Origin of the sequence: Qipengyuania citrea (assembly GCF_009828015.1) — a bacterium.
Taxonomy (GTDB): domain Bacteria; phylum Pseudomonadota; class Alphaproteobacteria; order Sphingomonadales; family Sphingomonadaceae; genus Qipengyuania; species Qipengyuania citrea.
Genome location: NZ_WTYG01000001.1, coordinates 1,012,262 through 1,032,301 on the forward strand (window position 1 = coordinate 1,012,262; position 20,040 = coordinate 1,032,301).

The following is a 20,040-nucleotide window of genomic DNA, read 5'->3' on the forward strand; positions in this document are numbered from 1 at the left end:
GAATGGTCTCCTCTTATTGGTGATTGGTGCACGGACAACGTTCGAACGCCGCAGGAGGTCCGGGCTTGAGCCACGCGGCGTTTGTCTGCACAGATGTGTCCATGGGAGAGATCGAAAGCGCGGGGGCGCTCGAGCAGGGATTGGCCAAGGCGCTGGCGCGTGCCGGCATGGCGGCGCCCGAAGGGGTGCAGCGGCTGACCGGTGGGGCAACCATGGAAAGCTGGCGGTTCAGCAGCGGCGGAGAGGATTTCGTCCTCCGCCGCGCGCCGAGCCTCGCTTTCATGGAGGGCCGCCCCTTTGGTCATGACAGCGAAGCGGCGATTATCGGTGCGGCGCATGCCGCGGGCGTAACCGCGCCCGAGGTGCTGGTCGGCCTGCAGCCGGGCGACGGGATCGGCAGCGGCTTCGTGATGCGCGCACTGCCCGGCACACCCGATCCGCGGGCGATCCTCGCGATGGACGATCCGGGCCAGTTGCTGCGCGACGTGGCACGCGATCTGGCGAGGATCCACGCGCTTCCGCGCGCCGGTCTGCCGGGAGACGTGCCCGAACTGGACTACGCCGAGGGTATCGAAGGCCTGGCCGAACAGTTCGAGGAAGCGGGCGGCGACCGGCCGATCATCGCGCTGGGCCTGCGCTGGCTGCGCGAGAATATGCCCGACCGGGTGGAGCCGGTGCTCAACCATGGCGATTACCGGCTGGGCAATCTGCTGGCGCAGGATTCGCAGCTGACCGGCGTGCTCGACTGGGAACTGGCGCATTTCGGCGACCGGCACGAGGACCTGGCATTCGGCTGCATGGCGGTGTGGCGCTTTGCCCGGGTCGACCGCCCGGCATTGGGGCTGGGATCGCTGCAGGACTATGTCGCGGCCTATGAGGCGGAGAGCGGGGCCAGGGTCGATGCCGGGCGGTTCCGCTTCTGGCTGGTCTATCGCACGGTGTGGTGGGCGCTTGGATGTCTGCGGATGGCGAGCTTTTGGCGCAGCGGCGATGACCGCATGCTCGAACGCGTAGTCATCTCGCGCCGGACCAGCGAACAGGAACTCGACCTGCTGCTGCTGCTCGAAGAAGATGCGCCGGAGGCCGAACAGGCCCGCGCCATGCCGCCGCGCGATGCGCTTCCCGAACCGCTCGGCGAAGCCAGCGCGGGCGAGCTCGCCACCGCCGTGGCCGAATGGCTCGGCAGCGTGAAGGACCGGATGGAAGGCCATGACCGCTTCCAGCTCGCCGTTGCGCGCAATGCGCTGGGGATGATCGCCCGCAATGATGCGGCGGCTACGCAGGTGGAAGACGACATGCTCGCGCAGGATGTGCTCGACGGGCGCGCCTCGCTGGCGACGCCGGGACTGCTGGCGATGCTCCGCCGCGCCGCGCTCGACAAGCTGGGGGCCGATGTCCCGAAATACCCGATGCTGGCGCTGGCACGGAAAAAATGGACGGGAGAGGATTGATGGATTTCGCGATACCGCAGGAGCTCGAGCACTATTACGCCGAGCTCGAAGCCTTCATCGAAAACACGATCGACCCGATGGTCGCCCGCGATGACAACATCCGTTTCTTCGACCACCGCCGCGAAGACGCGCGCACCGACTGGGAACGCGGCGGGCTGCCCAGCCATGACTGGGAAGAGCTGCTGCGCGAATGCCGCAAGGCGGCCGACGAGGCTGGCCACTGGCGCTTCTCCGCCCCGAAGAAATACGGCGGCAAGGACGGTTCGAACCTGTGGATGGCAGTGATCCGCGACCGGTTTGCGCAGCGCGGGCTGGGCCTGCACAACGATCTGCAGAACGAACATTCGATCGTCGGCAATTTTCCCTTCGTCGCCATGTTCGAGACTTTCGGGACTGAAGAGCAGAAGCAGGAATTCATCAATGGCGGGTTCGAAGGCACGCGCCGAGTCGCCTTCGGACTGACCGAACCCGATCACGGATCGGACGCGACCTGGATGGAAACGCGGGCGGTGCGCGAGACGCGCGACGGGGTCAACGGCTGGCGGATCGATGGCGAGAAGATGTGGATCACCGGCATGCATGTCGCCACGCATTGCGCGATGTTCGCGCGGACCAGCGGCCACAACGGCAAGCCCAGCGGGATAACCTGCTTCCTCGTCCCCAATCCCACGCCCGGCCTCGAGATCGAGGAATGGATGTGGACCTTCAACATGCCGACCGACCATCCGCGGCTGTCGGTGAATGACGTCTGGGTGCCCGATTCCGCGATCCTGGGGCGCGAGGGCGGCGGGCTGGCGCTGGCACAAAGCTTCGTCCACCAGAACCGCATCCGCCAGGCCGCCTCCAGCCTTGGCGCGGCGCAATACTGTATCGAGCAGAGCGTCCGCTATGCCCGGACCCGCAAACCCTTCGGCGAGGAGCTGGCCAAGAACCAGGCGATCCAGTTCCCGCTGGTCGAGCTCGCGACCCAGTGCGAGATGCTGCGCCTGCTGATCTACAAGACCGCGTGGGACATGGACAACATGCCGCACGAGGACATCGAAAAGACCATCTCGGACAAGGTGTCGATGTGCAATTACTGGGCGAACCGGCTGGTCTGCGAAGCCGCGGACCGCGCCATGCAGGTCCACGGCGGCATCGGCTATTCGCGGCACAAGCCGTTCGAGCACATCTATCGCCACCACCGCCGCTATCGCATCACCGAGGGCGCAGAGGAGATCCAGATGCGCAAGGTGGCGGCCTATCTGTTCGGCTATATTGGGCCGCGGCGGGGCAGCTTCGACGAAGCCTGATCGGTACGGTCCGCCGATGCTCGTGCTCCCACCCGGTCAATCGGCGCTTGACCCGGGCAGGCGGGCAAGGCCTTGTAAGCGGCAGATATTCAGGGGACCCATACGATGACACCGAAACTTCGGACACTGGCTGCCGGCCTGTTGCTTTCCACCGCCACCACTGCGCTCGCGCAGCAGGCTCCGATTGTTCTGCCCGGTGCGCCCGGCGCCGCGCCGCGGGTGATCGACGAAGACGAAGCCACGCGTCTGTCCGACACGCGTTTTTCACCCGCCGATGTCAAATTCATGCAGGACATGATCGTCCACCACCAGCAGGCGGTCGATCTTGCCGCGCTGGTCGAGGGCCGCAGCAACAATTCCGATATCGTGGCGATCGCGGGGCGCATCGATGCCAGCCAGGCCGATGAAATCGCCTTCATGCGCGAATGGCTGGCCGAACGCGGGCAACCCGCGGCGATGCAGCATCACGCGGGAATGGATCATGCAGCGCACCACCTGATGATGGGCATGGCCACGCCCGCGAAGGTGGCCGAACTCGGCACGCTGGAAAGCACTGCATTCGACCGCCTGTTCCTGCAGCTGATGGTGCGCCATCACGGCGGCGCGATCGACATGGTCGAAACGCTGCACGACCAGCCCGGTACTGCCTACGATCCGGTGATGTTCGAATTCACCAATGACCTGGTCAAGGAACAGCAAGCCGAGATCGACCGGATGAACGCGATCCTCGCCGAATTGTCGGACGACCCGCGGGCCAATCTCGCGGCAGGCTTTCGCGATGCCGAGGAGGCGATCAGCAATCTGCGGCTGGTCGCCGCGCTGCCCAAGCCGACCGGCTTCTACGATCCCGAGAACCCCGCGCAGCTTGCGCCGCGTATCGCGGAAGACGCCGAAGCCGACGAGGCGGGTGATCTGGTCGATACCGCGCGCCCCGATATCCGCGAGGAAGAGGACGAGGACGGCAATCCGCGCTTTGGCGAGCGCGGCTCGCTGCTGAGTTTTGCCAACACCGACATGGCGTTCAGCGGCGATCTTCTGGTCGCGGGCAATTACCACGGCTTCAACGTGTACCGGTTGGGCGATGACGGGATCCCGCAGCTGGCCAGCTCGATCGTCTGCCCCGGCGGGCAGGGCGATGTCTCGATCGCGGGTGATCTGCTGCTGATGAGCGTGCAGGACAGCCGTGCGCGCAAGGATTGCGGCCTGCAGGGGATCGAAAGCAATATCAGCGACGAGCGGTTCCGCGGCCTGCGCATCTTCGACATTTCCGACGTCACCCGCCCGCGGCAGGTGGGCCAGGTGCAGACCTGCCGGGGCAGTCACACCCATTCGATCGTCAGCGCCGACGACCAGCGGCTGGTGGTCTACAATTCGGGCACCAGCTACGTGCGCGACGATCGCGAACTGCCCGGCTGTTTCGAACGCGGCGGCGACACCACCGCGCTGTTCAGCATCGATGTGATCGAGATCCCGCTGGCCGATCCGGCCGCCGCGCGGATCGTCGACAGCCCGCGCATCTTCGCGCAGGACGGGCGGATCGCCGGCCTGTGGCGCGGCGGCGACCATGGCGAAGGCACGCAGGAAACACGCGTGACCGACCAGTGCCACGACATCACCGTCTTCCCCTCGCTCAATCTCGCCGCGGGCGCGTGTTCGGGCAATGGCATCATTCTCGACATCGCCGATCCGCTGGCGCCGAAACGGCTCGACGACGTTACCGACACGGGCTTTGCCTACTGGCATTCGGCCACCTTCAACAACGATGGCACCAAGGTGCTGTTCACCGACGAATGGGGCGGCGGCGGGCGGCCGCGCTGCCAGGCGGGCGACCCGATGACCTGGGGCGCCAATGCGATCTATGCGATCGAGGATGGCAAGCTCGCCTTCCGCAGCCTCTACAAGCTGCCGGCCCCGCAGAGCGACGTGGAGAACTGCGTCGCGCACAACGGTTCGATCATCCCCGTGCCGGGCCGCGATATCTTCGTCCAGGCATGGTATCAGGGCGGCATTTCGGTGATCGATTTCACCGATGCGGAAAACCCCTTCGAAATCGCCTATTTCGACCGCGGCCCGGTCGATGCGGACCAGCTCATCACGGGCGGATACTGGTCGGCCTATTGGTACAACGGCCGCATCTACGCCACCGAGATCAGCCGCGGGCTCGACGTCTTCGCGCTATCGCCGAGCGAATTCCTGACGGCGGAGGAAATCGCCGCGGCGGAAGCGGCTCAATACGATGGCGGCGTGTTCAATCCGCAGACGCAGACGCAGGTCAGCTGGCCCGAGGCGGCGATCGCCGCAGCGGCCGCCAGCCGGAAGGGCGGATAGGATGGCTGCCCGCGAACGGACCCGGGGCAGCGGCCGGACACGCGCCGCGAAAATCGTGATCGGCCTTCTCGTGCTGCTGGTTGGCACTGCGCTGATATCCTTGCTCGACACCAATCGCGGTTCGGTCCGCATGCTCGACATGGTCCGCGAACCCTCGGTTTATCTGGCGGCGGCGCTGGCGGTGCTCGGCGTGATCCTGGCGCGCAGCCGCGCCGTCGTGGTGGTGGGCCTTGCCGCAATCGCCATCGGCATCAACATGTGGCGGTTGTGGCCCTATACGGCGCTTGCCGCGACGCAGGTTCCGCTACCCGACGAAGTCGACGGGATGAGCTGTGCCCGGCTGCTGTCGTTCAATGTCCTGCAGGGCAACGACCGGCACCGCGATACCGCCCGGCTGATCGAGCGGGTCGATCCCGACATCCTGCTGCTGATGGAAACCGACCAGTCGTGGCTCGATGCGCTCGAACCGGAGCTGTCGCGCTATGGCTACCGGCTCGACCGCCCGCTCGACAACAAATACGGCATGGCCTTCGCCACCCGGCTGACGGTGGATCGCGCCGAAATGGTGGCCAACACCAGTTCGAACACGCCGACGCTCTATGCCACGCTGCGGATGGGCGACGGGGCGCGGTTCGAAATGATCGGCCTTCACCCGCGGCCGCCGCTGCCCGGCCAGTCGACCGAAAGCCGCGACGCCAATATCGCGCACGCGGGTGCGCGCACGCCCGACGGCCTTTCGAACGTGCTCGCCATCGGCGATTTCAACGATGTGCCCTGGTCCAACACCACGTCGCGTTTCGTCGCCGAAGGCGGCTACCGCGATCCGCGCGCGGGCCGGGGCAGTTTCGCGACCTTTCCGGCGGACTATGCCTGGATCGGCTGGCCGCTCGACCAGATCTTCGTGAAGGACGGGGTGAAGGTGGAAGAGCTCGAGATCGGCGATGATGTCGGGTCCGATCACCTGCCGCTGATTGCCAAGGTGTGCGTGGATCCGATGTCGGCCGATGCGGATATCGAGGGATTGTTCGCGCCGGACACCGCGCCAGCGGGCGAGCTCTAGCGGCAGCGTCCGACAGCGCTTGGAGCCCCAATCAAAAAGGCCCGGCAGGATCGCTCCTGCCGGGCCTCTTCATGTGACCTGTCGGTCGGGGGCGGGGCTTAGAAGCCCATTCCGCCCATACCGCCCATGCCGCCCATGTCGGGCATTGCCGGGGCGCCCGACTTGTCGTCGGGCTTCTCGGCGATCGCAGCCTCGGTCGTGATCAGCAGGCCCGCCACCGAAGCGGCATCCTGCAGCGCGGTGCGCACGACCTTGGTCGGGTCGATGACGCCGGCCTTGACCAGGTCTTCATAGGTGTCGGTCGCGGCGTTGAAGCCCAGCGAGGTATCGTTGGCGTCAGTCAGCTTGCCGGCAACCACAGCGCCGTCATGGCCAGCGTTCGAGGCAATCTGGCGGACCGGAGCCTGCAGCGCACGACGGATGATGTCGATGCCGCGGGTCTGGTCGTCATTGACGCCTTCGAGGCCGTCCAGCGCCTTGGTGGCGTAGAGCAGCGCGGTACCGCCGCCCGGGACGATGCCTTCTTCGACGGCTGCGCGGGTTGCGTGCAGCGCGTCGTCGACGCGGTCCTTGCGTTCCTTCACCTCGACTTCGGTCGCACCGCCGACCTTGATCACGGCAACACCGCCGGCGAGCTTCGCCAGACGTTCCTGCAGCTTTTCACGGTCGTAGTCGCTCGACGTGTTGTCGATCTGCGCGCGGATTTCACCGACGCGAGCCTTGATGTCGCCTTCCGAACCGGCACCGTCGACGATGGTCGTGTTGTCCTTGTCGATGGTGACGCGCTTGGCTTCGCCGAGCATGCCCAGCGTGACGTTCTCGAGCTTGATGCCGAGATCTTCGCTGATCATTTCGCCCTGCGTCAGGATCGCGATGTCCTGCAGCATGGCCTTGCGGCGATCGCCGAAGCCCGGAGCCTTCACCGCTGCAACCTTGAGGCCGCCGCGCAGCTTGTTGACCACGAGGGTGGCCAGCGCTTCGCCTTCGATGTCTTCGGCGATGATCAGCAGCGGGCGACCGCTCTGAACAGCCGCTTCGAGCACCGGCAGCATTGCCTGCAGGTTCGACAGCTTCTTTTCGTGGATCAGGATGTACGGGTTTTCGAGTTCGACCGTCATCTTGTCCGGATTGGTGATGAAGTAGGGCGACAGGTAGCCGCGGTCGAACTGCATGCCTTCGACGGTTTCGAGCTCGAATTCGAGACCCTTCGACTCGTCGACGGTGATCACGCCTTCCTTGCCGACCTTTTCCATGGCTTCGGCGATCTTTTCGCCGACTTCACGGTCGCCATTGGCCGAGATCACGCCGACCTGGGCGATTTCTTCGCTGCCCGAAACGTCCTTCGAACGGCCCTTGAGGTCTTCGACGACCTTGGTCACGGCGAGATCGATACCGCGCTTGAGGTCCATCGGGTTCATGCCTGCAGCAACCGACTTCATGCCTTCGGTCACGATCGACTGGGCAAGAACGGTTGCCGTGGTGGTGCCGTCACCGGCGGCGTCGTTCGCCTTCGATGCGACTTCCTTGATCATCTGCGCGCCCATGTTCTCGAACTTGTCGGTCAGTTCGATTTCCTTGGCGACGGTGACGCCGTCCTTGGTGATGCGCGGGGCGCCGAAGCTCTTGTCGATCACGACGTTGCGGCCCTTGGGGCCCAGCGTGACCTTGACGGCATTGGCGAGGGTGTCGACGCCGCGCAGGATGCCTTCGCGCGCGTCGCGGCCGAACTTTACGTCCTTGGCTGCCATTGGTGTTTCTCCTGGAATTCGTGTGTCTGGGGGAAAGCGTCAGGATCCGGCGATCAGCCGATGATCCCCATGATGTCGCTTTCCTTCATGATCAGCAGGTCTTCGCCATCGAGCTTGACCTCGGTGCCGGACCACTTGCCGAACAGCACGCGGTCGCCTGCCTTCACGTCGAGCGGGGTAACCGTGCCGTCTTCCGCCTTGGCGCCCGAACCGACGGCGACGATTTCGCCTTCGCTCGGCTTTTCCTTGGCGCTGTCGGGAATGATGATCCCGCCGGCGGTCTTTTCTTCGGCTTCGATGCGACGGACCAGTACGCGGTCGTGCAGCGGACGAAATGCCATGATGATGACCTCTCTCTGTAAGAGTTGAAACATGCTTTGGCACTCCCATGCGGAGAGTGCCAGCGAGGCGCATTTGGGGATGCGCCGAAGCCGAGTCAACGGGTCGCCGGACAAAAATTGAACTCATCGGCAGGTGCCGCGTTGGGGGTGGCAAGAAGCGCGCGCCCGTTGCACCGGGCCGCGCCGCGAACTGCCAGAACGCCGCGAAAGGGCCGCAACCGAATGACGACCGACCAGACGATAGCCGCATTGACGATTCCGGAACAGATCTGGCTGTGGTTGCGGCTGCACATGATGGACATCGCCGGGGCTTTCGCCGTGCTCATCATCGGGCTGTTGCTGGCCGGGATCATATCGCGCTGGGTCGAACGCGCCATGACCCGCTCGTCGCGGTTCGAACCGACCGTCGCCAATTTCCTGTCCAGCGTGGTGAAATATGCGCTGTGGGCGCTGGTGCTGGTGACCGTGCTCGCGCAGTTCGGAGTGGAGACCACCAGCATCCTCGCCGCGCTCGGCGGGATGGCGCTGGCGGTGGGTCTCGCGCTGCAGGGCACGCTCAGCAACGTCGCTTCCGGGGTGATGATCCTCGTCCAGAAGCCGTTCAAGGTGGGCGAGGCGATCTCGGCCGGTGCAGTGACGGGAACCGTCCAGCAGATCGGCCTCTTTACCACCGAGCTCAAGCAATTCGACGGCCTGTTCGTGATGGTGCCCAATTCGGAGCTGTGGAACCAGGCAATCGTCAACTTCACGCGGCATGCGACCCGCCGGCTCGAACTCGTGGTGGGCATCGGCTATGGCGACAGCATGGATCAGGCGCGGCGCGAACTGCTGGCGCTCGCCGAAGCCGACGACCGCGTGCTCGACGATCCCGCCCCGGTGACCTTCGTCAATTCGCTCGACGACAGTTCGGTCGGCATCGGCATGCGTGTCTGGTGCAAGACGCCCGACTATCTCGGGCTGTCGTGGGACCTCACCGAAGCGGCCAAGGCGCGGTTCGACGAAACGGGCATCTCGATCCCCTTCCCGCAGCGCGAGATCGTCCAGCGCAGCGCGTAATTCAGCCCGGGAGCGGGCGCCGGGTCAGGCCCAGCCGCTCGCGCCGGTGCCAGCGCCAGCCCAGCAGCACCGCTGCAACGGTGAGGCCGGTGGCAAGGCCGATCCACACGCCAACTCCCTCGAGCGGGGTCATGAAGCCCAGCACCAGCGAGGTCCCGATTCCGGGGACCCAATACGCGAAGGCCGCGATCCACATCGGAATGCGCGTATCCTGCAGCCCGCGCAGGGCGCCCGCAGCCACCGCCTGCATCCCGTCGACCAGCTGGAACGCCGCTGCGATGACGATGTACTGCAGCGCGAAGCCGACCAGCACCGCGTTCTTGGGGTCCCATGGATCGACATAGATCGCGATCAGTGGCTTGGGGATGATCACCATCGCCAGCGCGGTGAGCGCCATGAAGCCGGTGCCGACGACGATCGCGGTCCAGCCCGCGCGCTTGACCCCCTCGGGGTCGCGCGCGCCGTAGAAATAGCCGACCCTTATGGTCGCCGCCTGACCGACCCCGAAGGGCACTTGGAAGGCGAGCGCGGCGATCTGCAACGCCACGGTGTGCGCAGCCAGCTGGCTGGCGCCGATATTGCCCATCAGGAAGGCCGCCGCCCCGAAGATACCGGCCTCGGCAGTGATCGTCAGCGCGATCGGCGTGCCGACACGGACGATATGCATGAGCCGCGCCCAGTCGGGCGACCACCAGCGACCGAAGACGTGGTAGCGGTGCAGTTTCTTGTCCAGCCGGATCGCGACCACATAGGCGGCCAGCGTGGTCAGCGTGGTGAAGATCGTCGCCACCGCAGCGCCCTTCAGCCCCAGTTCGGGCGCGCCCAGATTGCCGAAGATGAAGGCGTAATTGGCCAGCGCATTGACGAAGATGCCGCCCGCGGTGATCGCGGTGGCGAAGATCGGCCGGTCGAGCGTGGAGACGAAACTGCGCAGCACATTGCAGAACAGCATCGGGACCAGGCTGACCACCAGCAGCGTGTTGTATTCTATCGCCATGGCGATGATGTGCGGCTGCTGGCCCGTCACGCGCATCAGCGGGCCGAGCAGCAGGCACACGCCGATCCCGGCAGTGCCGGAAAACAGTGCCAGCCACAGGGCCATGCGCACCGATCGGCGGACCGCTCGCAGGGCCGGGGCCCGTTCGCCCAGTTCGGCGGCAACTACCGGTGCGACCGCTCCGGTCAGGCCCGACAGCGCCCACAGCACCAGCCCGAACAACGCGACCGCCAGCGCCGACGCGGCGAGCTGGTCGTCGCCCAGCCGCGCAATGAAGATCACATCGATCGCATAGGTCAGCATCTGCAACAGGTTCGCTGCCGCCAGCGGCCAGCTCAGCCGCAACGTGGCACGCAGTTCGGCGCGCCAGCCATCGCCGCCACGGGGCGGGGGCTCCATGGCGTATGCGTTCGTCATGCAGCCGGACCGGATAGGGGCAGGGCTGCGGGTGCTCAAACACTAAGTCCCGGCGCTGCACAGAACGCAGCCCGGGTGCGCCCGCCCGGCCACACTCAGCGGCATCGCCCAAGGGGATCGCGCGGCGTGCCGGGTGGATGGCGCTACGCTATCGGATCGGATCCGGATGCAACAGGATTGGCCAGCGGGTGTATGGCAGGCTCATATGAAGGCCATCTCGCACAAGTGGGGAGCGCGCATATGGGAGTTTCCGCCCTTGCCGACCATGTCGGCATCCTGCAGCAATTCGTCACCCGGTTCGGCGAAATTCGCCTGTTTTCGACCAGCGCCGCGGTGGTCACCTACCCAGCGCCGCTCTACAACGTGATCGGCAGCACGGACGATCCCAAGGTGCCCGGCTACTCCAGCTGGACCAGCCTGCTCCAGGGCAAGGGGATCGGCGTCGGCAGCGATAATCACTGCTATGTCGATCCGCAGGTTCCCGACCGGTCGCATCCCGGCTTCCAGGTCGGCGGACACATGACCCCGAACCAGGACGGAAGCGTCCCCGCGACCCAGACCTGCTATCTCATGCCGCTGTGCAAGCTGCACAACGGGAAGGGCTACAACCACGTAGCGATGTCGCATTCGCTGACGCAGATCCTCGAACTCAGCGGCTATATGACCGGCGAACCGGCCGCCACCTTCCTCGCGCGAATGGGGGGCGAAGCGCCCGCGGCGCTCGTTTTCGCGGACGAGGAGGGGGTCGGTTTCCAGACGCTGTCCGCCGAGGATTTCGTCCGGGCCAAGGAAAGCACGATCACCGAAGCGCTGGGGACGAATGCGCCGCCGCGGCATATCGTGCTGCACCGCCGCCGCGACGGGGACTCGGTCTATTACACCGTGGAGCACGCGCAGCTAGACTGATCCGAGCCGCTTGCGGGCACCGGCCAACAACGCAAAAGGGCGGCGCCTTGCGGCACCGCCCTTCCGTGATCTCGCGAAACGAGATCGAAGCGTAAGCGCCCAAACGGGCAGTCGCTTACTTGAGCTCGACGGTACCGCCGGCTGCTTCGATCTTGCCCTTGATTTCTTCGGCTTCTGCCTTGTTGACGCCTTCCTTGAGCGGCTTGGGTGCGCCTTCGACGAGAGCCTTGGCTTCCGAGAGGCCCAGGCCGGTGATGGCGCGGACTTCCTTGATGACCTGGATCTTCTTGCCACCGTCGCCGGTCAGGACGACGTCGAATTCGTCCTTTTCTTCGGCTGCGGGGGCGTCACCACCGCCGGCGGGGCCAGCAACAGCAACGGCAGCGGCGGCGCTTACGCCCCACTCTTCTTCAAGTGCCTTGGCAAGCTCAGCGGCTTCCAGGACGGTCAGCTTCGACAGTTCTTCAACAAGCTTGGCGATATCGGCCATGATGTTTCACTCCAAAATTAGGGCCGGGGTTCCCGAAGGTATTGCCCCGATGAATATATGTTCGTGCGTCGAACCAGCTCTTACGCGGCTTCCTTGGCGCCATAGGCACCGAAGACACGAGCGAGCTTGGCTGCGGGGGCGTTGACGACCTGGGCAACCTTGGTTGCCGGTGCGTTGACGAGACCCACAATCGTGCCACGAAGTTCGTCGAGGCTGGGCAGCGAGGCGAGTGCCCGTACCCCTGCTTCGTCGAGCTTCTGCGCGCCCATCGAACCACCGAGAATTTCGATCTTGTCGGTGGTCTTGGCGAACTCCACCACGGCCTTGGCCGCGGCGACCGGATCTTCGGAATAACCGAGAGCGGTCGGACCGGTCAGGAACTCGTCGAGTCCCGTGTAGTCGGTGTCCTTCAGGGCGAGCTTGGCGAGACGGTTCTTGGCAACCTTGTAGGTCGCACCGGCTTCACGCATCTTCGTACGCAGTTCGGTGGACTGATCCACCGTCAGCCCCAGATTGCGGGTGACAACCACCACGCCGGACTGGGCGAAGACTTCGCTGAGCTGGGCGACCGCGTCGGCTTTCTGCGAACGATCCATGCCATACTCCTTCACTATGGCCGCGCCGGGAGAACCCGCCGCGACCGGCTACGTTTGTCCGTTCCGGCGAACCGGGACGGGCGAGTCCGTTGATGGGGAAGGAGTGCGCCAGTTGGCGCGAAACGGCGCCGAAGCACCGGAAATCTCTGTTCCCCGCCTAGGTTGGAGATTAAGAAAGCGCCAATTCGCCTTCACCAACTGTCTCGGACGGATGCAGGGCGGAATCGAAAAGACCCGCCGTTGCGTGGCGGGCCTTTAGCGGTTTGGTTGCTGCGGTCAAGCCTGTCCGGCGCTTCCGCGCGGGCATCACATTGCGGCGTCGTCGTCCATCGCGGTCTCGTCGGCCGCGTCGTCGTCGCCCATCGGCTCCATGTCCGATTGCAGCAGGCCGTCTTCGCCGGGCTCGTAATCCAGCGGGCCGTCATCGGGTGCATCGGCAGCGGGCGCGGTGGTGGTGTCGTTGCCGAGATCGGCCGTGTCGCTGCCGTCGATCGGCTCGCCGCAGGCGCCAAGCGTCAGCGCCAGGGGAAGGGCGGCAAGAAGTGCGGTCTTGTTCATGTCTATTCTCCTGCGTGTGCGACGAAAATGGACCTATTCGGCGATTGTTCCCGCTGCGGCCCGCTGCCGCTGCGGGGCGCCGGGCAGCGGCGCGGGGCGGGTGGCGATCACGTATTGGGCGCAAATCATGACCAGGGCGAGCCATGCGGTCACCACGCTGTCGAGCCCCAGCATCACCCATTTGGTCGCATCCCCCGCGACGAAGATGGCCCCGATCCCGAGCGCGTAATGCACTGCCATCAGCGGGAGCATCGCGGCCAGCGGGAAGAGGATCGCGAAGACCGCATCGCGCGCCATTACCCGGATCGACTGCAGCGGGCTGATCAGCGTGCCCAGCGGTGCGGCGACGACGAAGCGCACGATCAGCGGCATGAAGATCAGGCCGAAGACGAAGAAGCCGATGGCGATCGGTCCGCCGGTCCAGACATAGAGGCCGAGCCACGCGAACAATGCTTGCAAGCCGATGACGAGGCCGAACAGCGCGGTGGCGGGTTTTTCCAACCGGACGGCAAAACCGCGATCGCCCTTGCTGTGCAGCCAGCGGATGAGGAAATAGGCGGGCAGGCCCAGCGCGATCGTCTTGAAGAAGCCGGCCAGGATCCGGTCCGGGTCGTTCTCTGCCAGTTGCGCGGCTTCGACGCCGGCATACATGCCGACACGCATCTCCACCACGTGCTGGACGAACTCGGCCACCAGAGGAATGGCCGCGGCGAACGGCAGCGCGGCAGCGAAGGCGAGGCTGCGGGTATGAACGGCGCGGAAAGCAGGCAGGAAAGTGGTCATTGGTCGATTCCCCCGGTTTCGGAATAGATCAGAAGGTCACCCGGCTGGCAGCGTAGCTCGCGGCAGATTGCCTCCAGCGTGGAAAAGCGGATCGCCTTGGCCTTCCCGGTCTTGAGGATCGAGAGATTGGCCAGAGTGAGTCCGATGCGGTCGGACAGTTCGGTCAATGTCATGCCGCGCTCGCGCAGCAGTTCGTCGAGGCGGACGGCGATGAAGGAGGTCTGGTCCGTCATCAGACCGTGCCTTCGAGATCGTCGCGCATCGCCGCCCCTTCGCGGAAGACATGCGCCAGTACGAACAGCAGCGGCACCGCGACCCAGCCGGTCAGCGAGAGCGACCAGCCGAAGTATTCGCCGGTGGCCGCGCTGGCCCGCACCGACAGCCAGCCATAGACGAGATCGGCGAGATTGATTGCCAGCAGGCACCAGCCGATGGTCCGCAACCGGTCCGCGTTGGCTTCGCTCAGCGCCGTGCCTGTACGCGCGTCGTGCACCAGCCCGGCCAGGCGGGTCAGTATGCGATCTATCGCGAGCGCCATCGGCAGAACCAGTCCGGTAACACCGAGCAGGTAGCCGCGCACCTGCGCTCTCACCGCGAGATCGCCTTCGACACCGGCCAGCACCGAGGTCCCGAGGCCCCCGGCATCGGTCAGCAGTACCACGAAAAACAGCGTCAGCAATGCGGCGACGATCCAGTTGACCCAGCGGAAAAACCTGAGCCCGGCGAGGATGAAAACGTACACGGTGCGATCTCCAATATCGAAAAACGATATGAATCGCCGTTTCCTTATCGTCAATCGATAATATCGGGAATCGATAAATTCTCGCTTGCAAGCCGTTCGCCGCTTGCCGCATGCCATTGGTGGAACAGCGGTCGCGGCTGCCGGGCGGATCGGCCATCCGGACTTCCGGCTCGCTGGAGGTATGGGATGCCGCGCTTCGCGTTATTGCTGATGGCCATGATGCTCGGCGCTTGTTCGCCGGGGGATTGCGCGCAGCCGGAGAGCATCGAACCGCGCCCGGCCGGGAGCCTGACCTCGGGCGACCGTGCGGCGCTCCGCGCGCTCGACAAGGCCTATGCGAAAGCGTGGCTGGTTCCCGACGCGGCGGCGCGCGAGCAGGCGCTCATGGCGCTGTTTGCCGAAGATGCGGTCGTCTATCCGGGCCATGGCACTTCGCCCATCGACGGCAAGCAGCGCCTGCGTGCATTCTGGTTCGCCGAAGAGGGCCAGCCGGCCGCGGTCGAGTTCATCGAGCACGACACTCTCGCCATCGAAGGGTCGATCGCGCTCGCGGCGATTACCGGCCACAGCCGGATCGCCTTCTTTTCGCGCGGGACGCGGGTTGCGCAGGAGGGGCATTACATCATCCATGCGCGCCCCGACGACCAGGGTTACTGGAAAATCGAACGGATGATGTGGAACGCCCGCGCGCCCGAATAAGTGGCCGATCCCGCGCCGCAGCGGTATCGCTATGCGGATGCCGATCTGCCGGTTTGACACGGCGCGGCGCAAATCCTACATGATGCGGCAACCGCACGCTTCGAGCGAATCCGATTCATGCGCGGGAATCGGGTACAGGATGGAAGCGGCGTTTCCATAATCGCGACGCTAGAGAAGCTGCAGCAGGCCGCCGGACGGGTGTGCTCACGCTGCGGCCTTTTCGCGTCCCGGCGATGGATCTCACGCGCATGAGACACGAAATTCCGGCTCTGTCCGCGCAGCGGCCGATGCACACGAGAAGAGGTATCTACCCCTTATGGCTACCAAGGCGAAGGCTCCCAAGAAGACCCGCGGCGCAAATGCGCAGGGTACGGCGAAGCGGCGCATCCGCAAGATCTTCGGCGACATTCACGAAGTCGTGGACATGCCGAACCTGATCGAGGTGCAGCGCGAGAGCTACGAGCACTTCCTGCGTTCGAACAAGGAGATCGACTACGTCTCCGGCCTCGAAAAGACGCTGCGTTCGGTTTTCCCGATTCGCGACTTCGCCGGCACTGCCGAACTCGATTTCGTCCATTACGAACTCGAAGCACCCAAGTACGACATCGTCGAATGCCGCCAGCGCGGGATCACCTATGCCGCGCCGATGAAGGTGACGCTGCGGCTGATCGTGTTCGAGGTGGACCAGGAAACCGAAACCCGTTCGGTGCTCGATATCAAGGAGCAGGACGTCTACATGGGCGACATGCCCCTGATGACGGGCAACGGCACCTTCGTGATCAATGGCACCGAGCGTGTGATCGTGTCGCAGATGCACCGTTCGCCGGGCGTCCTGTTCGACCATGACCGCGGCAAGACGCATTCCTCGGGCAAGCTCCTCTTCGCGGCGCGAATCATTCCTTATCGCGGCAGCTGGCTCGATTTCGAATTCGACGCCAAGGACGTCGTCAACGTGCGGATCGACCGCAAGCGCAAGCTGCCGGTCACCGCGCTGCTCTATGCGCTCGGCCTCGACAGCGAAGACATCCTCTCGCACTTCTACGACACCGTCACCTGGAAGCGGGCGACCGGCAAGAAGGGCGAAGGCTGGAACATTCCCTTCGTCGCCGAAAACTGGCGCGGCCAGAAGCCTGCCTTCCCGCTGATCGATGCCAAGACGGGTGAAGAAGTCTTCGCCGCCGGCCAGAAGATCAGCCCGCGCGCGGCCAACAAGGCGGCCAAGGACGGGCTCGAAACGCTGCTGCTGCCGACCGAGGAAATCTTCGGCCGCTACGCCAGCCGCGACCTGATCGACGAGAAGACGGGCCGCATCTACATCGAAGCGGGTGACGAGGTCTCGGCCGAGAATCTCGAAGTCCTCGACGCTGCCGGCGTCGACGTGATGGAACTGCTCGACATCGATCACGTGACCACCGGTCCGTGGATCCGCAACACGCTCAAGGTCGACAAGGCCGAGAACCGCGACGAGGGTCTCGAGGCGATCTACAAGGTCATGCGCCCGGGCGAACCGCCGACCAAGGAAACCGCCGAAGCGCTGTTCGAAGGCCTGTTCTTCGACAGCGAACGCTACGACCTTTCGGCAGTCGGCCGCGTCAAGCTCAACATGCGTCTCGAGCTCGATGCCGAAGACACCGTCACCACGCTGCGCAAGGAAGACATTCTCGCCGTGGTCAAGGAACTGGTCGACCTCAAGGACGGCAAGGGCGACGTCGACGACATCGACAACCTCGGCAACCGCCGCGTGCGTTCGGTCGGCGAACTGCTCGAAAACCAGTACCGCGTTGGCCTGCTGCGCATGGAGCGTGCAGTCAAGGAGCGCATGAGCTCGGTCGATGTCTCGACCGTCATGCCCAACGACCTGATCAACGCGAAGCCCGCGGTCGCCGCGGTGCGCGAATTCTTCGGCTCCTCGCAGCTGTCGCAGTTCATGGACCAGACCAACCCGCTGTCGGAAGTCACCCACAAGCGCCGCGTCTCGGCGCTTGGCCCGGGCGGCCTGACGCGTGAGCGGGCCGGCTTCGAAGTGCGCGACGTCCACCCGACGCACTACGGCCGTATCTGCCCGATTGAAACGCCCGAAGGCCCGAACATCGGCCTGATCAACTCGCTGTCGACCTTCGCCCGTGTCAACAAGTACGGCTTCATCGAAACCCCGTACCGCAAGGTCGTCGACGGCAAGGTCACCGACGAAGTGGTCTATCTCTCCGCCATGGAAGAGCAGAAGCACACGGTGGCGCAGGCATCGGCCGAGCTGACCGAGGACGGTTCGTTCTTCGAAGACCTCGTGTCGGCCCGCCACGACGGCGACAACCTCATGGCGCCGCGCGAATCGATCACGCTGATGGACGTCAGCCCCAAGCAGCTCGTCTCGGTTGCCGCATCGCTCATTCCGTTCCTGGAAAACGATGACGCCAACCGCGCGCTGATGGGATCGAACATGCAGCGCCAGGCCGTGCCGCTGGTCAAGGCGGAAGCGCCCTGGGTCGGTACCGGCATGGAAGAAACCGTCGCCCGCGACAGCGGCGCGGCCATTGCGGCGACCCGCGGCGGTATCGTCGACCAGGTCGACGCGACGCGTATCGTCATTCGTGCGATCGGCGATGTCGAACCCGGCCAGTCGGGCGTCGACATCTACACGCTGCAGAAGTTCCAGCGTTCGAACCAGGATACCTGCATCAACCAGCGCCCGCTGGTGAAGGTGGGCGAAACGGTTTCGCCGGGCGACATCATCGCTGACGGTCCCTCGACCGATCTCGGCGAGCTGGCGCTGGGCCGCAACAGCCTCGTCGCCTTCATGCCCTGGAACGGCTACAACTACGAGGATAGTATCCTCATCTCCGAGCGCATCGTGAAGGACGACGTCTTCACCTCGATCCATATCGAGGAATTCGAAGTCATGGCGCGCGACACCAAGCTCGGGCCCGAAGACATCACCCGCGACATTCCCAATGTCGGCGAGGAAGCGCTGCGCAACCTCGACGAAGCGGGCATCGTCTACATCGGCGCCGAAGTGCATCCGGGCGACATCCTGGCGGGCAAGATCACGCCCAAGGGCGAAAGCCCGATGACGCCGGAAGAAAAGCTGCTGCGCGCGATCTTCGGCGAAAAGGCCAGCGACGTGCGCGACACCTCGCTTCGCTTGCCGCCGGGTGTGGCCGGCACGGTCGTAGAAGTGCGCGTGTTCAACCGCCACGGTATCGAGATCGACGACCGTACCCGTGCGATCCAGAACGAGGAGATCGAACGGCTCCGCAAGGATTCGAACGACGAACGCGCCATTCTCAACCGGGCGACCTACAACCGCCTGCGCGACATGCTGATCGGCCAGACCGCATCGGCGGCGCCCAAGGGCGTCAAGAAGGGCACCGAGATCAGCGAAGAGCTGCTCGAGGACATCGATCGCCACGACTGGTTCAAGTTCGCCGTGGCCGACGACGGCCGCCAGGCGCAGCTCGAAGCGGTCAAGTCGCAGTATGACGAAGCGGTCAAGTTCATCGAAGAGAAGTTCGAAGACCGTAAGGAAAAGCTCGAACGCGGCGACGAACTCGCTCCGGGCGTGCTCAAGATGGTCAAGGTGTTCGTCGCGGTGAAGCGCAAGCTGCAGCCGGGCGACAAGATGGCCGGCCGTCACGGCAACAAGGGTGTGATTTCGCGCATCCTGCCGGTCGAGGACATGCCGTTCCTCGAAGACGGTACGCCGGTCGATATCGTGCTCAACCCGCTGGGCGTGCCCTCGCGCATGAACGTCGGGCAGATCTTCGAAACGCATCTCGGCATGGCGGCCCGCAACCTGGGCCACCAGATCGGCGAGCAGCTCGACGAGTGGAAGCGCGCCAACCCCGATGCGGCGAAGGACTATGCCAAGGCCAAGCCGCCCGAAGCGGTCGTCGATCGCCTCAAGGAGGTTTACGGCGAAGAGTATCACGATGCGATCGACGAACGTTCGACCGCCGAGATCGTCGAACTGGCGGGCAACCTGACCGCCGGCGTCCCGATGGGTACGCCGGTGTTCGACGGGGCGCGCGAAGGCGATGTCACCATCGAACTCGAGAAGGCCGGTCTGCATTCGTCGGGCCAGTCGGTCCTGTTCGACGGCCGTACGGGCGAGGCATTCGACCGCAAGGTTACCGTGGGCATCATCTACATGCTCAAGCTGCACCACCTGGTCGACGACAAGATCCACGCCCGTTCGATCGGTCCCTACAGCCTCGTCACTCAACAGCCGCTGGGCGGTAAGGCGCAGTTCGGCGGCCAGCGCTTCGGGGAAATGGAAGTCTGGGCGCTGCAGGCCTACGGGGCTGCCTACACGCTGCAGGAAATCCTCACCGTGAAGTCGGACGACGTGATCGGACGGACCAAGGTCTACGAAGCGATCGTCAAGGGCGACGATACTTTCGAGGCCGGCATTCCCGAGAGCTTCAACGTGCTCGTCAAGGAAATGCGCAGCCTGGGCCTCAACGTCGAACTCAAGTCGCTGGCCGACGACGAGGACGACGACGGTCTCGCGATCGCGGCGGAATAGGGGGAGCGGCAACGCCCCCCACCACCGCCCCAAGGAATTCACCCGCTAAGGGAA

General features: G+C 64.9%; 17 protein-coding genes. 8 read left to right on the plus strand and 9 right to left on the minus strand.

The window, feature by feature from the left end; translation table 11 throughout:
- Nucleotides 1-101: 101 nt before the first annotated feature.
- The 4 genes from GRI55_RS04835 (at nucleotide 102) to GRI55_RS04850 (ending at nucleotide 6,131) form a co-directional block, all read left to right on the plus strand.
- On the plus strand, nucleotides 102-1,451 hold the full coding sequence (locus GRI55_RS04835) for a phosphotransferase (RefSeq protein ID WP_160766349.1): 1,350 nt from the start codon (nucleotides 102-104) through the stop codon (nucleotides 1,449-1,451).
- Nucleotides 1,451-2,743 (plus strand): acyl-CoA dehydrogenase family protein, encoded by a 1,293-nt coding sequence (locus GRI55_RS04840; protein ID WP_160766350.1) that lies wholly within the window; start codon nucleotides 1,451-1,453, stop codon nucleotides 2,741-2,743. Before GRI55_RS04835 ends, GRI55_RS04840 begins: the two co-directional genes overlap by 1 nt.
- 105 nt (nucleotides 2,744-2,848) lie before the next feature.
- Nucleotides 2,849-5,071: a DUF305 domain-containing protein gene (locus GRI55_RS04845; RefSeq protein WP_160766351.1), complete on the plus strand. Its 2,223-nt coding sequence runs from the start codon at nucleotides 2,849-2,851 to the stop codon at nucleotides 5,069-5,071.
- Between the two features lies 1 nt (nucleotide 5,072).
- Nucleotides 5,073-6,131, plus strand: a complete 1,059-nt coding sequence (locus GRI55_RS04850; RefSeq protein WP_160766352.1) for an endonuclease/exonuclease/phosphatase family protein — start codon at nucleotides 5,073-5,075, stop codon at nucleotides 6,129-6,131.
- Nucleotides 6,132-6,229: 98 nt separating this feature from the next.
- Here the strand turns inward: GRI55_RS04850 and groL are convergent, their stop codons facing one another.
- On the minus strand, nucleotides 6,230-7,879 hold the full coding sequence (gene groL / locus GRI55_RS04855; protein ID WP_050601742.1) for a chaperonin GroEL: 1,650 nt from the start codon (nucleotides 7,877-7,879) through the stop codon (nucleotides 6,230-6,232).
- A gap of 53 nt (nucleotides 7,880-7,932) precedes the next feature.
- A complete protein-coding gene (gene groES, locus GRI55_RS04860; RefSeq protein WP_050601743.1) occupies nucleotides 7,933-8,220 on the minus strand; it encodes a co-chaperone GroES in 288 nt (95 codons plus the stop codon).
- Between the two features lie 222 nt (nucleotides 8,221-8,442).
- On the opposite strand from groES, the gene GRI55_RS04865 reads away from it, so the two are divergent.
- Nucleotides 8,443-9,276, plus strand: a complete 834-nt coding sequence (locus tag GRI55_RS04865) for a mechanosensitive ion channel family protein (protein WP_050601745.1) — start codon at nucleotides 8,443-8,445, stop codon at nucleotides 9,274-9,276.
- Nucleotide 9,277: 1 nt separating this feature from the next.
- On the opposite strand, the gene GRI55_RS04870 is transcribed toward GRI55_RS04865, so the two are convergent.
- Complete coding sequence (locus GRI55_RS04870; RefSeq protein WP_160766353.1) at nucleotides 9,278-10,672, minus strand: MATE family efflux transporter; 1,395 nt, start codon at nucleotides 10,670-10,672, stop codon at nucleotides 9,278-9,280.
- A 258-nt stretch (nucleotides 10,673-10,930) separates the two neighbouring features.
- On the opposite strand from GRI55_RS04870, the gene GRI55_RS04875 reads away from it, so the two are divergent.
- Nucleotides 10,931-11,596, plus strand: a complete 666-nt coding sequence (locus GRI55_RS04875) for a hypothetical protein (protein WP_160766354.1) — start codon at nucleotides 10,931-10,933, stop codon at nucleotides 11,594-11,596.
- 115 nt (nucleotides 11,597-11,711) lie between these two features.
- Here the strand turns inward: GRI55_RS04875 and rplL are convergent, their stop codons facing one another.
- The 6 genes from rplL to GRI55_RS15220 form a co-directional block, all read right to left on the minus strand.
- Entirely contained in the window at nucleotides 11,712-12,086 is a 375-nt protein-coding gene (rplL, locus tag GRI55_RS04880; RefSeq protein ID WP_050601748.1) for a 50S ribosomal protein L7/L12, read from the minus strand.
- Between the two features lie 80 nt (nucleotides 12,087-12,166).
- Nucleotides 12,167-12,682 carry a 50S ribosomal protein L10 gene (gene rplJ / locus GRI55_RS04885; RefSeq protein WP_050601749.1) on the minus strand — a complete coding sequence of 172 codons (516 nt, stop codon included), beginning with the start codon at nucleotides 12,680-12,682 and terminating at the stop codon, nucleotides 12,167-12,169.
- A 306-nt stretch (nucleotides 12,683-12,988) separates the two neighbouring features.
- Nucleotides 12,989-13,240 carry a hypothetical protein gene (locus GRI55_RS04890; protein WP_050601750.1) on the minus strand — a complete coding sequence of 84 codons (252 nt, stop codon included), beginning with the start codon at nucleotides 13,238-13,240 and terminating at the stop codon, nucleotides 12,989-12,991.
- A gap of 33 nt (nucleotides 13,241-13,273) precedes the next feature.
- Nucleotides 13,274-14,023: a hypothetical protein gene (locus GRI55_RS04895; protein ID WP_160766355.1), complete on the minus strand. Its 750-nt coding sequence runs from the start codon at nucleotides 14,021-14,023 to the stop codon at nucleotides 13,274-13,276.
- Entirely contained in the window at nucleotides 14,020-14,256 is a 237-nt protein-coding gene (locus GRI55_RS04900) for a helix-turn-helix domain-containing protein (protein WP_063505725.1), read from the minus strand. The genes GRI55_RS04895 and GRI55_RS04900 overlap by 4 nt, the downstream gene beginning before the upstream one ends.
- On the minus strand, nucleotides 14,256-14,765 hold the full coding sequence (locus GRI55_RS15220; protein ID WP_160766356.1) for a DUF2975 domain-containing protein: 510 nt from the start codon (nucleotides 14,763-14,765) through the stop codon (nucleotides 14,256-14,258). The genes GRI55_RS04900 and GRI55_RS15220 overlap by 1 nt, the downstream gene beginning before the upstream one ends.
- A gap of 186 nt (nucleotides 14,766-14,951) precedes the next feature.
- On the opposite strand from GRI55_RS15220, the gene GRI55_RS04910 reads away from it, so the two are divergent.
- Both GRI55_RS04910 and rpoB read left to right on the plus strand, forming a co-directional pair.
- Entirely contained in the window at nucleotides 14,952-15,464 is a 513-nt protein-coding gene (locus GRI55_RS04910) for a YybH family protein (protein WP_160766357.1), read from the plus strand.
- Nucleotides 15,465-15,780: 316 nt separating this feature from the next.
- A complete protein-coding gene (gene rpoB, locus GRI55_RS04915) occupies nucleotides 15,781-19,986 on the plus strand; it encodes a DNA-directed RNA polymerase subunit beta (RefSeq protein WP_050601755.1) in 4,206 nt (1,401 codons plus the stop codon).
- Nucleotides 19,987-20,040 lie beyond the last annotated feature (54 nt).

Excerpts from the sequence above, each read along its gene's own strand:
- GRI55_RS04865 (WP_050601745.1), top strand. The coding sequence starts at position 8,443 with ATGACGACCGACCAGACGATAGCCGCATTGACGATTCCGGAACAGATC.
- groES (WP_050601743.1), bottom strand. The coding sequence starts at position 8,220 with ATGGCATTTCGTCCGCTGCACGACCGCGTACTGGTCCGTCGCATCGAA.
- GRI55_RS04895 (WP_160766355.1), bottom strand. The coding sequence starts at position 14,023 with ATGACCACTTTCCTGCCTGCTTTCCGCGCCGTTCATACCCGCAGCCTC.
- GRI55_RS04870 (WP_160766353.1), bottom strand. The coding sequence starts at position 10,672 with ATGGAGCCCCCGCCCCGTGGCGGCGATGGCTGGCGCGCCGAACTGCGT.
- rpoB (WP_050601755.1), top strand. The coding sequence starts at position 15,781 with ATGGCTACCAAGGCGAAGGCTCCCAAGAAGACCCGCGGCGCAAATGCG.
- GRI55_RS04900 (WP_063505725.1), bottom strand. The coding sequence starts at position 14,256 with ATGACGGACCAGACCTCCTTCATCGCCGTCCGCCTCGACGAACTGCTG.
- GRI55_RS04875 (WP_160766354.1), top strand. The coding sequence starts at position 10,931 with ATGGGAGTTTCCGCCCTTGCCGACCATGTCGGCATCCTGCAGCAATTC.
- GRI55_RS04835 (WP_160766349.1), top strand. The coding sequence starts at position 102 with ATGGGAGAGATCGAAAGCGCGGGGGCGCTCGAGCAGGGATTGGCCAAG.
- GRI55_RS04910 (WP_160766357.1), top strand. The coding sequence starts at position 14,952 with ATGCCGCGCTTCGCGTTATTGCTGATGGCCATGATGCTCGGCGCTTGT.
- rplL (WP_050601748.1), bottom strand. The coding sequence starts at position 12,086 with ATGGCCGATATCGCCAAGCTTGTTGAAGAACTGTCGAAGCTGACCGTC.
- GRI55_RS04890 (WP_050601750.1), bottom strand. The coding sequence starts at position 13,240 with ATGAACAAGACCGCACTTCTTGCCGCCCTTCCCCTGGCGCTGACGCTT.
- GRI55_RS04850 (WP_160766352.1), top strand. The coding sequence starts at position 5,073 with ATGGCTGCCCGCGAACGGACCCGGGGCAGCGGCCGGACACGCGCCGCG.
- GRI55_RS04840 (WP_160766350.1), top strand. The coding sequence starts at position 1,451 with ATGGATTTCGCGATACCGCAGGAGCTCGAGCACTATTACGCCGAGCTC.
- GRI55_RS04845 (WP_160766351.1), top strand. The coding sequence starts at position 2,849 with ATGACACCGAAACTTCGGACACTGGCTGCCGGCCTGTTGCTTTCCACC.
- rplJ (WP_050601749.1), bottom strand. The coding sequence starts at position 12,682 with ATGGATCGTTCGCAGAAAGCCGACGCGGTCGCCCAGCTCAGCGAAGTC.
- groL (WP_050601742.1), bottom strand. The coding sequence starts at position 7,879 with ATGGCAGCCAAGGACGTAAAGTTCGGCCGCGACGCGCGCGAAGGCATC.